The sequence below is a fragment of the Streptomyces sp. GESEQ-35 genome (assembly GCF_017948485.1).
GTDB lineage: Bacteria > Actinomycetota > Actinomycetes > Streptomycetales > Streptomycetaceae > Streptomyces.
This window is the reverse complement of record NZ_JAFFSX010000031.1, coordinates 1-11,732: the sequence shown is the minus strand read 5'-3', so window position 1 is coordinate 11,732 and position 11,732 is coordinate 1. Positions and strand designations below refer to the sequence as shown.

Annotated in this window: 14 protein-coding genes; 6 read left to right on the top strand and 8 right to left on the bottom strand. The window is 72.1% G+C overall.

Translation table 11 applies throughout. From position 1 onward, the window contains the following. Positions 1 to 3: 3 nt before the first annotated feature. Positions 4 to 1,182 carry an acyl-CoA dehydrogenase family protein gene (locus KCH87_RS40550; RefSeq protein ID WP_210592925.1) on the bottom strand — a complete coding sequence of 393 codons (1,179 nt, stop codon included), beginning with the start codon at positions 1,180 to 1,182 and terminating at the stop codon, positions 4 to 6. Positions 1,183 to 1,287: 105 nt separating this feature from the next. Next, positions 1,288 to 1,656: a ferredoxin gene (locus tag KCH87_RS40545; RefSeq protein ID WP_210592924.1), complete on the bottom strand. Its 369-nt coding sequence runs from the start codon at positions 1,654 to 1,656 to the stop codon at positions 1,288 to 1,290. Positions 1,657 to 1,735: 79 nt separating this feature from the next. Here KCH87_RS40545 and KCH87_RS40540 point away from each other — a divergent pair, with 79 nt between their 5' ends. After that, entirely contained in the window at positions 1,736 to 2,062 is a 327-nt protein-coding gene (locus KCH87_RS40540) for a DUF6479 family protein (protein WP_210592923.1), read from the top strand. Between the two features lie 15 nt (positions 2,063 to 2,077). Here KCH87_RS40540 and KCH87_RS40535 read toward each other — a convergent pair whose 3' ends face one another. Together KCH87_RS40535 and KCH87_RS40530 are read right to left on the bottom strand one after the other, a co-directional pair. After that, positions 2,078 to 2,545 (bottom strand): RpiB/LacA/LacB family sugar-phosphate isomerase, encoded by a 468-nt coding sequence (locus KCH87_RS40535; protein WP_210592922.1) that lies wholly within the window; start codon positions 2,543 to 2,545, stop codon positions 2,078 to 2,080. A gap of 101 nt (positions 2,546 to 2,646) precedes the next feature. Further along, on the bottom strand, positions 2,647 to 3,621 hold the full coding sequence (locus tag KCH87_RS40530; protein ID WP_210592921.1) for a RimK family alpha-L-glutamate ligase: 975 nt from the start codon (positions 3,619 to 3,621) through the stop codon (positions 2,647 to 2,649). Positions 3,622 to 4,123: 502 nt separating this feature from the next. On the opposite strand from KCH87_RS40530, the gene dhaK reads away from it, so the two are divergent. Genes dhaK through KCH87_RS40515 form a run of 3 tightly spaced genes read left to right on the top strand, consistent with a single transcriptional unit; the run spans position 4,124 to position 6,166 of the window. Next, complete coding sequence (gene dhaK, locus KCH87_RS40525) at positions 4,124 to 5,116, top strand: dihydroxyacetone kinase subunit DhaK (protein WP_210592920.1); 993 nt, start codon at positions 4,124 to 4,126, stop codon at positions 5,114 to 5,116. 47 nt (positions 5,117 to 5,163) lie between these two features. Beyond that, a complete protein-coding gene (dhaL, locus tag KCH87_RS40520) occupies positions 5,164 to 5,763 on the top strand; it encodes a dihydroxyacetone kinase subunit DhaL (protein ID WP_210592919.1) in 600 nt (199 codons plus the stop codon). Then, positions 5,756 to 6,166 (top strand): PTS-dependent dihydroxyacetone kinase phosphotransferase subunit DhaM, encoded by a 411-nt coding sequence (locus tag KCH87_RS40515; protein ID WP_210592918.1) that lies wholly within the window; start codon positions 5,756 to 5,758, stop codon positions 6,164 to 6,166. The genes dhaL and KCH87_RS40515 overlap by 8 nt, the downstream gene beginning before the upstream one ends. A gap of 193 nt (positions 6,167 to 6,359) precedes the next feature. On the opposite strand, the gene KCH87_RS40510 is transcribed toward KCH87_RS40515, so the two are convergent. Beyond that, the gene (locus KCH87_RS40510; RefSeq protein WP_210592917.1) at positions 6,360 to 6,998 is read right to left on the bottom strand and encodes a TetR/AcrR family transcriptional regulator; all 639 of its coding nucleotides are present in this window, start codon (positions 6,996 to 6,998) and stop codon (positions 6,360 to 6,362) included. 153 nt (positions 6,999 to 7,151) lie between these two features. Between KCH87_RS40510 and KCH87_RS40505 the strand changes: the two genes are divergently transcribed. After that, a complete protein-coding gene (locus KCH87_RS40505) occupies positions 7,152 to 7,913 on the top strand; it encodes an SDR family NAD(P)-dependent oxidoreductase (protein WP_210592916.1) in 762 nt (253 codons plus the stop codon). 38 nt (positions 7,914 to 7,951) lie between these two features. On the opposite strand, the gene KCH87_RS40500 is transcribed toward KCH87_RS40505, so the two are convergent. Further along, positions 7,952 to 8,656, bottom strand: a complete 705-nt coding sequence (locus tag KCH87_RS40500) for a glycoside hydrolase family 75 protein (protein WP_210592915.1) — start codon at positions 8,654 to 8,656, stop codon at positions 7,952 to 7,954. A gap of 395 nt (positions 8,657 to 9,051) precedes the next feature. On the opposite strand from KCH87_RS40500, the gene KCH87_RS40495 reads away from it, so the two are divergent. Beyond that, the gene (locus KCH87_RS40495; protein ID WP_308299037.1) at positions 9,052 to 10,041 is read left to right on the top strand and encodes a fibronectin type III domain-containing protein; all 990 of its coding nucleotides are present in this window, start codon (positions 9,052 to 9,054) and stop codon (positions 10,039 to 10,041) included. Positions 10,042 to 10,064: 23 nt separating this feature from the next. Here the strand turns inward: KCH87_RS40495 and KCH87_RS40490 are convergent, their stop codons facing one another. Continuing rightward, complete coding sequence (locus KCH87_RS40490) at positions 10,065 to 11,054, bottom strand: CU044_5270 family protein (RefSeq protein WP_210592913.1); 990 nt, start codon at positions 11,052 to 11,054, stop codon at positions 10,065 to 10,067. Continuing rightward, the gene (locus KCH87_RS40485; protein ID WP_210592912.1) at positions 11,047 to 11,595 is read right to left on the bottom strand and encodes an RNA polymerase sigma factor; all 549 of its coding nucleotides are present in this window, start codon (positions 11,593 to 11,595) and stop codon (positions 11,047 to 11,049) included. The genes KCH87_RS40490 and KCH87_RS40485 overlap by 8 nt, the downstream gene beginning before the upstream one ends. Positions 11,596 to 11,732 lie beyond the last annotated feature (137 nt).

Genomic DNA, 11,732 nt, shown 5'->3' with positions numbered 1-11,732 from the left:
AGACTAACGCCGTACGCGCGGCATCCCCAGACCGATCCACGAGATGATCTCCCGCTGGATCTCGTTGTTGCCGCCGCCGAAGGTGAAGATCACGGCGGAGCGGTAGCCGCGTTCCAGCTCGCCGTGGAGGACCGCGCCCGCGGAGCCTTCCTTCAGGGCGCCCGCGGCGGCGACGATCTCCATGAGCCAGGCGTAGGCGTCGCGGCGGGCCTCGGAGCCGTACACCTTGACCGCCGAGGCGTCCTGCGGGGTGAGGGTGCCGTCGTGGACCGCGCTCACCATCTGCCAGTTGAGAAGCTTCATCGCGTCGAGCCGGGTGTGGGTGCGGGCGAGGAGGCGGCGCACCCAGGGGAGGTCGACGACGCGGCGGCCGTCGGCGAGCTTGGTCTCCGTCGCCCAGCGCTGGACGTCGTGCAGGGCGCGGATGGCCATCGTGCCGTGGGCGGCGAGGGTGACCCGCTCGTGGTTGAGCTGGTTGGTGATCAGCCGCCAGCCCTGGTTCTCCTCCCCCACGCGGCGCGAGACGGGGACGTGGATGTTCTCGTAGTAGCTCGCCGTGGTGTCGTGCGAGGCGAGGGTGTTGATCAGCGTGCAGGAGTAGCCGGGGTCGGAGGTCGGCACGAGCAGCATGGTGATGCCGCGGTGCGGCGCGGCGTCCGGGTCGGTGCGCACCGCGAGCCACACCCAGTCGGCGGTGTCGCCGTTGGTCGTCCAGATCTTCTGGCCGTTGACGACGTAGGCGTCGCCGTCCCGCACCGCGCGCGTCTTCAGCGCGGCGAGGTCGGTGCCCGCGTCGGGCTCGCTGTAGCCGATGGCGAAGTCGATCTCGCCGGAGAGGATCTTCGGCAGGAAGTACGCCTTCTGCTCGTCCGTCCCGTACTGCATGATCGTCGGGCCGACGGTGTTGAGTGCCATCAGCGGCAGCGGTACGCCGGCCTGGGCGGCCTCGTCGAAGAAGATGAACTGCTCCATCGCGGTCAGACCGCGGCCGCCGTACTCCTTGGGCCAGCCGACGCCGAGCCAGCCGTCGGTGCCGAGCCGCCGGAGGGTGTCACGGTAGAACCGTTTCTGGGTGGCGGGGTCCGCGAACCGGGCCTGGGCGTGCTGTGGCACCAACTCCGCGAAATAGGCACGCAGTTCGGTGCGCAGCCGCTGCTGCTCGGGCGTGTAGTCGAGATGCACGGCGCCTCCAGGCTTCCCCAGGCCGGTCCTGACGGCGCACACCGTAGAACGTGTTTCAGAAATTGGGAATGGCGAAGGGGGAATGCCTGGCTGCCCGAAGCACGGTCAGCCGAGGGTGGCGAGGAAGTCCGTGCACGCCCGAGCGCACTCCCGGCACGACTTGGCGGCCGCCTCGCCGTCCGACTGCCCGTCGTACAGGTGCGCGCACTCCAGGCACACCGTCCGGCACCACTCCAGCTGCATGCGCATCACCGCCTCGTCCTGGCCGCCCTCTTCCGACAGCACTCGGCAGGTCGCGTCGCACACCTCCGCGCACATGATGCCCTTGCGTCGTGCGAGTTCCTGGTTCTGTGTCCCGCCGGGGTCCAGGAGGCTCGCGCGCAGGGCACACACACGCGCGCACTCGGTGCACGCCTGCGCGCATGCGAAGCGGTCCTCCAGGAACCGGACGAGCTCCTGTTGGGATGTCGTCACAGGGGGCGGGTAGCCGGACCCGGTCGCGCCAAACCCGGTGTGCCGGGTTCACGGCAGGCACCTCGGGTACTCGCGCGCCATGAGCACCGCATGGATCGACATCGCAGGGACGGACCTCGCCATCAGCCGCGGGGTCGTCGGCGTCGGGCTGGCCCTGGCGGGAGTCGTGGTCGTGGCGCTGCTCCTCGGCGCCGTCCGGCTGGGCGCCCGGATACGGCGTCGCGAGCCTCCCCCGCCGCGCCCCGCGGAGCAGCCGCGGCTGCCGGACGGCGGTCCGGTCCGCGAGGTCCTGGAGAACCGTGAGCCCAACGAGGTACCCAGGGGCCGTCACCGTCTGACGCCGCACCGGCTGGACGGCCACGGCACCGCGGCGACCCGGCAGGCACCGCCACGTCGAGGGAGGTGAGACCAGGGCTCTTCGTCAGCTGTCGCTGCGTGAAGGGGCCCTGTCCGCATCCAGTCGTCCGACCCGGTCCACGTTCTCCCGGTCCTCCGCGTCCTCGCTGGCCGTACCGGCGAACCAGGCGTCGAGGATCTCCTTGAGCAGTGGTTCTGAGGTCAGCCGCAGGCTGAGCGCCAGCACGTTGGCGTCGTTCCAGCGGCGGGCGCCGTCCGCGGTGTAGGCGTCGGCGCACAGGGCGGCCCGTACACCCGGCACCTTGTTCGCGGCGATCGACGCGCCGGTGCCCGTCCAGCAGCACACCACCGCCTGGTCCGCCGTCCCGGCGACGACATCCCGGGCCGCCGCCTCCGAGCACGCCGCCCACTGCGGGTCGGCGCCGGGGTGCAGCGCCCCGTGTGTCACCACCTCGTGGCCGCGTGTGCGCAACTCCGCGACGAGGGCGCGGGCCACGGGTTCGTCCATGTCCGAGGAAACGGAGATCCGCATGTCCCGGAGCCTACCGAGTGATTCAGGTGAGCGTGGATACGGGCGTGCCGTCCGAGCGGAGCGGAAGCCTCCGTGTAGATCTTCCACGGCAGGCCTGCCCCTCATCGGCAGTCCAACAGCAGATCCGGTTCCGGCCGTCCGGTTCCCGATGCGAGGGCGTCGAGGTGCGCCCGGACGTACGGCTGGGCCACCGTGTCGAGTTCGCCGTCCACGAAGGCGGGCTGGACGTTGACCTCGAAGACGACGCCTCCGTTCTCGACGGCCAGGTCGACGCCGGCGAAGGACAGTCCGACCGAGGTGGTGGCGGCGACGGCGAGGTCGGCGAGGCGGGCGGGGAGGTCGTGCGGGGCGATGGCGACGGGTGTGGCGCCCTGGCAGGTGTTGCAGGGGGTGTCGGGCTCGGGCTGGAGGTGTTCCCGGGCGTGGATGACGCGACCGCCCAGCACGAAGACCCGGAACTGGTGACGTTGACCGTCGGGGGTGATGTTCCCGGCATCCCGGGACAGGAGCCATGCGGTGCGGCCCTCGGCGTAGCAGGCGGCGGCCCGCTCCAGCTGTCCGCCCGTCGTGATGTGGAAGACGTCGTCGCCGCCGGTCCCGACCACCGGCCGGGCCCAGGCGTCCCGGCCGACTTGGTCGAAGGCGGCGGCAGCCTCGTGCGGGTCGGGCGCGGACAGGACGACGGTCTCCATGTGGGCGATGCCGTCCCGCCGGAAGCGCTCGACGGTGAGGTCCTTCTCCGTCGCGGTCCGCCAGGCGGCCACACCGGTGCCGAGCGTCACCACGTCATGGCGGGCGAGGAGGCGCTGGAGGCCGGCGAGTGCGCGGCGGCGGTGCGGTGGAATCTCGTACAGGAGGACGATGTCGGGCACCAGGCGCACGTCCTGTTCCGGAACTTGGAGGCATAAGCGGTCTCCGTCGCGGACGCCGACGCCGGTACCGCCTACAGCGAAGTGCCGGGCGTCCACGCGGACCGGCGGCGCGCCGGTGAGCAGCTCCACGGCCCGGGCGAGAACGTCCGCGCACCCTTCGGGTGACGTCGGGTCGGCGATCAGGGCGATGCACGGTCGGTCCACAGCGGCCTCCAGCGGTACTCGACGCGCACGGTGCCGCGCACCGGCGGTGACGCGGCCCGGACGCTGTCACGGGGTGTCGTTTCGCGCGGGGCGGTCATCGGCACCCGTCGCTCTTCACGCCGCGCCGGCCGGCGAGCTGTGCCGGAACCGGACGGTGGCCGGGCCTGGATAGCCGGTGACCACGAGGTGGGGCTGCCCTGCCGGGATCCGTGGCGCAGGGCCGTGGCGCCACACTGTAGGCGCGCGGCGGGAGGCCGTACCAGGGCGCACGAAGAGCCGCCTCCTGCCCCTGCCTCTGCGCCGTCCGCCCCCTCCCGTGCGCCGTGCCGGACGCGTGCGGGCCACGCCGGTACGCGCCGCGAGTGTCGCCACACGTGACCAGCGCCGCTCGAACGCCGATACTGCCGGGAGCGGCTTCCGGGACCGTCGATCCCCACCACAGTCATGCCTGACGGTCCGCGGGGGCAGGTACGAGGTCAGCCGGGCTCATCAGGAGGTTCCCATGAAGATGTTGATCAACGTCCCGGAGACCGTGGTCACGGACGCCTTGCGGGGCATGGCGGCCGCCCATCCCGAGCTGACCGTGGACGTGGAGAACCGGGTGATCGTACGGCGGGACGCGCCCGTCGCCGGGAAGGTCGCCCTGATCTCGGGCGGCGGCTCGGGGCACGAGCCGCTGCACGGCGGTTTCGTGGGTCCCGGGATGCTCTCGGCGGCCTGTCCGGGCGAGGTGTTCACATCGCCGGTGCCGGACCAGATGGTGCGGGCGGCGGCGGCCGTGGACAGCGGGGCGGGCGTGCTGTTCATCGTGAAGAACTACACGGGTGACGTGCTCAACTTCGACATGGCGGCCGAGCTCGCCGAGGACGAGGGCATCCAGGTCGCCAAGGTGCTCGTCAACGACGACGTGGCGGTCACCGACAGCCTCTACACGGCCGGACGACGCGGCACCGGCGCCACGCTGTTCGTGGAGAAGATCGCGGGGGCGGGCGCCGAGGCGGGGATGCCGCTGGAGCGCGTCGAGGCGCTCGCCCGGCAGGTCAACGAGAACTCCCGGAGCTTCGGCGTGGCGCTGAGCGCCGTCACGACGCCGGCCAAGGGCAGTCCCACCTTCGATCTGCCGCCCGGTGAGCTGGAGTTGGGCATCGGCATCCACGGCGAGCCCGGCCGTGAGCGGCGGGCGATGATGACGTCGGGCGAGATCGCGGACTTCTCCGTGGACGCGATCCTGGCGGACCTCAGCCCGCGCAACCCCGTCCTGGTCCTGGTCAACGGCATGGGCGCGACGCCGCTGCTGGAGCTGTACGGCTTCAACGCGGAGGTGCAGCGGGTGCTCGCCGCGCGGGGTGTCGCCGTCGCCCGCACGCTCGTCGGCAACTACGTGACGTCCCTCGACATGGCCGGTGCCTCGGTCTCCCTGTGCCAGATCGACGAGGAGCTGCTCGGGCTGTGGGACGCGCCGGTGAAGACGCCGGGCCTGCGCTGGGGCATGTGAGCCCGGATCGGGACGCAGTCAACGCACCTACCACGCAAGGAGATCCAGTGCTCGACGCCGATTTCTTCCGCCGCTGGATGGCGGCGACGGCCGCGTCCGTGGACCGCGAGGCGGAACGGCTCACGGACCTCGACTCGCCCATCGGGGACGCCGACCACGGCAGCAATCTCCAGCGCGGGTTCACCGCGGTGACCGCCACGCTGGAGAAGGAGGCCCCGGACACGCCCGGCGGTGTTCTCACCCTCGCCGGACGGCAGTTGATCTCGACGGTGGGCGGTGCGTCGGGGCCTCTGTACGGGACGCTGTTGCGCCGGACCGGCAAGGCGCTCGGGGACGCCGCCGAGGTGAGCGAGGAGGAGTTCGCGCAGGCGCTGCGCACCGGCGTGGACGCGGTGATGACGCTCGGCGGGGCCGCGCCCGGCGACAAGACCATGATCGACGCGCTGGTGCCGGCCGTGGACGCCCTCGACGACTCGTTCGCCGCGGCACGGGCCGCCGCCGAGGAAGGGGCGCTGGCGACAACGCCGTTGCAGGCCCGCAAGGGCAGGGCGAGCTACCTCGGCGAGCGCAGCATCGGGCACCAGGATCCCGGCGCCACCTCGTCGGCGCTGCTGATCGCGGCTCTCGCGGAGGCGAGCGGTGAGTGACGACAAGCTCGTCGGGATCGTGCTGGTGTCGCACAGCGCGGAGGTCGCCGCGTCGGTGGCCGCGCTGGCGAAGGCGCTTGCGGGCGGCGGCACTTCGGTGCCCGTCGCCCCCGCGGGCGGCACCGAGGGCGGCGAACTCGGCACCAGCGCCGAACTGATCGCCGCGGCGGCCGCGTCCGTCGACCGGGGCGCCGGTATCGCCGTCCTCACGGATCTCGGCAGTGCGGTGCTGACGGTGAAGGCCCTGCTCGCGGAGGGCGACGAACTCCCGGACGGCACCCGCCTGGTGGACGCGCCCTTCGTCGAGGGCGCGGTCGCCGCGGTCGTGACGGCGTCCACGGGTGCCGACCTAGCGGCGGTGGAGGCGGCGGCCGTGGAGGCGTACACGTACCGGAAGGTGTGAGAACCCTGGGCCACTGCCGCCGGGGCCTGTCCGGCGGGTCAGGTCGCAGGAAAGCATCGGTGGCGGAGGAGGGAGTCGACGCGATGGGCCCCCGCCCGAGCGCTTTCGAGCGTGGGGCAGTCGGCGACTGGCGACCACGCGGAAGACGGGCGTGCCAGGCCCCGCGTCTGCGGCATGATCCGCCGGACAGGCCCTAACTGAGCCCCGCTTCCACGACGGCGAAGGCCGAGCGCATGGTCGCCAGCAGCTCGGCCTCCGCCGTCTCCGGGCCGGTCCGCAGGTCGGCGCTGCGCCAGGCGTAGTGCTCGACCGCCGCGCGCAGGGCCGCGTTGAACATCGCCGCCTGGATCGTCGGACGCAGATCGTCGACGCCGAGCCCGGCCCGCTCGGCGAGGGCGCGGGCGAACGCCGGCTCCGCCTCGTCGTACGTCTGGAGCCAGACCGCGCGCAGTCCCGGTTCGGTGCGGGTCAGCCGGACCAGGGCCCCGATCGTGGTCCGGTCCGGCCCGGCGACGAGACGGTGGCCGGTCGCGAGTTCCGGTGAGAAGACCTCGTCCAGTGGCTGCCCGGGCCGCCACTCCCGCAGCCGGTCGGCGATCATGCCGATGCCCGCCGAGAACAGCGGCGACACACAGCTCTCCTTGCTCGGGAAGTAGCGCCACACCGTGCGCGCCGACACGCCGACCGCCTGGCCGATCTCCTCGCCGGTGGTAGCGGCCACGCCCTGCTCGACGAACAGGTCCACCGCGGCCTGGGCGATCTCCAGCCGGATCTCGGCCTTGCGCGCCTCAGTGAGGGGTGGGCGTCCCGTGCGTCCGCTGGGGGCGGTCATGTGGTCCTCCGGCTCCGGTGGCTGCTCCCCCGGAATTCTCCCCCACGACTTTATGTCACTCGCAGACATTAAGTCGTAGAGTGGTGTCGAACGGGCTCGACGCCCTGACACGCCAGGGGCGTCAGCCCTCGTACGCACAGACAGGAGCACCTCATGGCCAGCGGAGTGGACGGTCGCAGCGTCATCGTCACCGGAGCGGGCTCGGGCATCGGGCGCGCGGCCGCTCTGGCCTTCGCCGCCGAGGGCGCCCGGGTGGTGGCGGCGGACCTCAACGCCGAGGGTGCGCAGGCCGTCGTCAAGGAGATCGAGCAGGCGGGCGGCACGGCGGTCGCCGTCGTCGGAGACCTGAGCGAGCAGGCCGTCGTGGACCAGGTGGCCGCGACCGCCGTGGAGCGCTTCGGCGGGGTGGACGTCCTGGTGAACAACGCCGGGATCATGGACCGGATGTCGGCACTCGGCGAGGTGAGCGACGCGGAGTGGGAGCGCGTCATACGGGTCAACCTGACCGCTCCGTTCCTGCTGACCCGCGCGGTGCTGCCGCACATGCTGGCAGCGGGCAAGGGCGCGATCGTGAACACGGCCTCCGAGGCGGGGCTGCGGGGCAGCGCGGCGGGCGCCGCTTACACCGCGTCGAAGCACGGCGTCGTGGGGCTGACGAAGTCCCTGGCCGTGATGTACCGCAAGCAGGGCATCCGCGCGAACGCCATCGCGCCGGGCGGCACGCGGACCGGCATCACGGTGGACGCCGATCAGAGCGCCCACGGCCCCGCCGCGCTCGGCCCGCACTTCGTCAATGCCGGCAAGCTGGCCCAGCCCGAGGAACAGGCCGCCGCCATCGTCTTCCTCGCCTCGGACGCGGCGAGCAACATCAACGGTGTGATCCTGCCCGTCGACGACGGCTGGTCGGCCGTCTGACCCCGGCCCGACGTCCGGGCACGGACCGCGCCTCCGGCTCACCCACCCCGTACGAACTGTCGCGCCAGCCGCTCCCCGAGGAGGACGGCTCCAGCGTGGTCCTCGATGGGCTTCACCCGGCTGTCCTTGAAGACGATGTAGGTGACGCCCGAGTCCGTGCCGCCGCCGCGCGGGTCGGGACTGACGCCCAGGGCCCGGGCGGTGGCGTAGGACGCCTCGCCGATGATGTCGTGCGGGCCGGTGTCACCGACGACGGCGTACTGGACCCGGTCCTGGTAGACCACTGCGGCCACCGCCCCGCCGCGCACTCCGTGGGCGCGGTGGTCCCAGATGTGACTCGGGAGCGGAACGACGATGTACGGGAGGCGTTCGGCGTCCAACTGGCGGCCGTCGGACTGCTGGTAGGCCGTGGTGTCGGTGAAGAACGGGTCGGTCCGGGCGTTGCACTCGGGGCCGGGCCTGCCGTCGCAGTCGATGTCCATGTCGGCCTTCCAGAAGACGGCGTCCTCGGTGCCGCACACCGGAATGGTCGCGGGCGCGCCGCTGTCGCTGCGGTAGCGGCCCTGGGAGACGGGGGCGCAGTCCTGCACCCTGGCCAGCAGGTCGGCGGCGAGGACGTCACCTTCGCGCCACACCGTCGGCCGCCCGTCAGGGACGGCGGGTTCGGCTCGAGGCGCGAGCGACACCGTCGGGGCGAGCACGGCGCAACCGGCCACCACCAGTACCAGGGACTGGACACGCACAATGAGGGACCCTCTCCTGGGACACAGGCGGACACGTGGCCCAATCTGATGCCGTTTCGATCTTGCGGCCAGCATTAGGGGGCCGGACGGCGCATGCCTCCGAAGATCCGACAAACGCCGGAGCGTGTATGCCGAGGTCCGACAGGGGCCGGGCGGCCGGGCCCGAATCGGCTCCGGCCGCCCGGCCGCCCACGCCGGCGCGGGATCAGCGACGACAGCGTTCCGCGCCACCGGCATGAACTCCCGATCCCTCAAGGGGAATTCAGCCGTGAAGAGCTTCAGCATACGTAACCCCGCCGGGACTGCCACCAACGACCGCCCTCTTGATGCGATCGCATCACTGGCGCATATTGGTCCGGACCATTGCTGCCGTGCCGTCCCCGGGAGGCAGAGCCGTGCGACGCGTTCCCGTTCCCGCTCCCTGGCGCACGATCGTGGCGCTCTGCACGCTGACGCTGGTCGCTTCCTGCGGCTGGGGCGGGTCGGGTGACGGCGGCGGCGAACGGCTGCCCGGGGCTCCGGTGGGCGTGACCGCCGAGGCGGGGAGCGCCACCAGCGTGCACGTCATGTGGAACGCGGTGTCATCGGATCAGGGCATCAGCCGGTACGAGGTGTATCGGGGCACCACGAAGGTCAAGGAAGTGCCGGGTTCCGAGCACATGGTGGATGTCACCAGGCTCCGGCCGTCCACCATGTATGTCTTCACCGTGCGGGCCCGGGACGCCGAGGGACGTCTCGGGCCGCAGAGCAAGCCGGTCCGGGCGAAGACCCCGCAGGCCGTGGCGGCGGACAAGGTGGCCCCGACCGGCCCCGGGAGTCCGAGCGGCCGGGTGGTCGGCAGCCGGGCCGTCCAGCTGTCCTGGTCCGCGTCGACGGACGACCGGGACGTGGTGTCGTACGACATCTACCAGGGCACCACGAAGATCCACAGTGTGGGCGGGAACCAGACGGCGACCGTGGTGACGGGACTGCGGCCGGGCACTCGCTATGTGTTCACCGTGCGGGCCCGGGACGCGGCCGACAACCTCTCACCGGCCGCCGGCACCGTCCGGCTCACGACCGCTCCGGGCACCGACGACGGGCGCGGTACGGCCCCGACGGGCTTCCGCGCGGCGACGCACCGCGCCGACGGGGCGTACTACATCGACCTCTCCTGGGTCCCGCCCCTCACGGACGGTGTGGTCACGGAGTATCAGATCCAGCTCGAAGGGCAACCGGCCACCTCTCTCGTCTGGGGCGGGACGGCACCGCGCGACCGGGCGACCTACAGCTTCTACGTGGGCCGCGACACCGGGATCACCCACCACGTACGGATCCGGGCGAAGCTGCCGGACGGCACATGGGGCGGCTTCTCGGCGGAACGGACGGTGACGACGGGCGGCTAGGCCGGTTCGTTTGGGCCAGAACGTCAGCGCATCCAGGCGCTGTACTCCATGACGTCGCCGGCCTTGACGCCGTACTCGGGCTGGGGCTTGGTGAACGTGGTCTCCAGTCCGAGGACGGCGGCGGTGCTCGTGTCGAGGATCAGCATCCGGCGGGTTGCCCGTTCGTCGTACACGTACGCCTGCCCGCGCCGCCCGAGCCGATCCGTCACCTGCCCGACGGGCCGCAGCCCCTCCGCGTCGGCCAGGAGCCGCAGCAGCGCGGCGGACTCACGGGCGCCCAGGGTCCAGTTGTCGAGCAGGATCTGCGTGGCGTCGAGAAGTTCGGATGTGCTCAGCGGCTTGCTGTGGTCGGACAGAAAGGCGCGCTCAGCTTCTTCGAGATAGTCGTGCAGCTTCACGGCGTCCGACGGCGGGGGCGACTGGGGAGGGGCGTCGCTCCAACTCGGCGGGTAGGTGCGGTCGCTGATGACGTGGCCGTCGTCGACCAGGCGTGGCTCGCCGTCCTCGTCCGTGAGGACCGGCCTGCCCGGATGCTGTGGGTCGGTCGCCACGACGAGCTCGGTGTGGCTGTCGTCCGCCCGCCAGCGCACGATGCGTTCCTCGGGGAGGGTGATCGGCGGCTCGCCATCGCTCATGCCGAGGCTCCACGACTGGACGTGCGTGCCCTTGCGCAGGGCCGGTGAGCCTTCGGCGGCGGCCGCACGTGCACGTTCGGCCATCGCCCTGAGGGATACGGGCGTGGAGTCGGCCTGCACCACCAGCGGGCGGGGTGCCGCGACGGCCGGCGCGGTGGTCTGGCCGGTGAACAGCAGCGCCGAGACCAGCGCGGCCACCACGACCGCGGCCGCGAGGGTCCATGCCCGTCGCGTACGGCTGCGGGGGCGGGCCGGCCGGTCGTGCAGCAGTCGGTCGAGGTGACGCTCGGCGGTGTGGTCCAGCGGTCCGTCGCCGAAGTGGGGGCCGTCGGCCGGCACCGGGTTGGCGCGGCGCAGGAGTTCGAGTTCGTCAGCCATGGCCGTGCTCCTTGGTGGGTGTCGCGTCAGCGGCGGTTGCGGGACGCATCCGGTCGATCTCGACTCTCAGCCGACGGCGGGCCCGGTGCAGTCGCATGGACGCGGCCCGTCGGCCGCAGCCGAGGACGACGGCGACCTCCTCGACGCCGAGTTCCTCCCAGGCCGTCAGGCGCAGCACCTCCTTGTCGGCCGGGGCGAGCCGGGCGAGCGCGTCGTGCACCCAGGCGCCGGGCGACTCGGCATCGGGGCCGGCCTCGATGTGCCGGTTGTGCGCCGCGTCGTCGTTGCCCAGCCGGTCGACCAGCCGCCGACGGCGCCCGTAGCCGCGTACCGCGTTCGCCAGGCAGTTGCGTGCCACGCCGTACAGCCAGGGCAGCGGCGTGGCCGGAAGGTCCTCCCGGCGCCGCCAGGCGACGGTGAACACCTCCGCCACGACTTCCTCGACCTCACTCGTACGCCCGTCCAGTCGCCGCGCGACATAGCGGCTGACCGCCCAGTAGTGCTCGCGATAGGCAGCGGCGAAGATCTCGTCGTTGCTCATGTTCCGTTCGTGTCCGGCATCCGGTCGATCGTCACACCCGATTTCTGTGACTCTCCTCCCCTCACTCGAGTGTGACGTCCGGTCGGGGCGCGGACACAGGCGGGGCGTGAAGAGCTTCGGAAACATCAAGGCCGTCC

What these genes read in the sequence shown, in the direction of transcription:
- KCH87_RS40540 (WP_210592923.1), top strand. Translation starts at nt 1,736, where the DNA reads ATGAGCACCGCATGGATCGACATCGCAGGGACGGACCTCGCCATCAGC.
- KCH87_RS40535 (WP_210592922.1), bottom strand. Translation starts at nt 2,545, where the DNA reads ATGCGGATCTCCGTTTCCTCGGACATGGACGAACCCGTGGCCCGCGCC.
- dhaK (WP_210592920.1), top strand. Translation starts at nt 4,124, where the DNA reads ATGAAGATGTTGATCAACGTCCCGGAGACCGTGGTCACGGACGCCTTG.
- KCH87_RS40510 (WP_210592917.1), bottom strand. Translation starts at nt 6,998, where the DNA reads ATGACCGCCCCCAGCGGACGCACGGGACGCCCACCCCTCACTGAGGCG.
- KCH87_RS40505 (WP_210592916.1), top strand. Translation starts at nt 7,152, where the DNA reads ATGGCCAGCGGAGTGGACGGTCGCAGCGTCATCGTCACCGGAGCGGGC.
- KCH87_RS40490 (WP_210592913.1), bottom strand. Translation starts at nt 11,054, where the DNA reads ATGGCTGACGAACTCGAACTCCTGCGCCGCGCCAACCCGGTGCCGGCC.
- KCH87_RS40485 (WP_210592912.1), bottom strand. Translation starts at nt 11,595, where the DNA reads ATGAGCAACGACGAGATCTTCGCCGCTGCCTATCGCGAGCACTACTGG.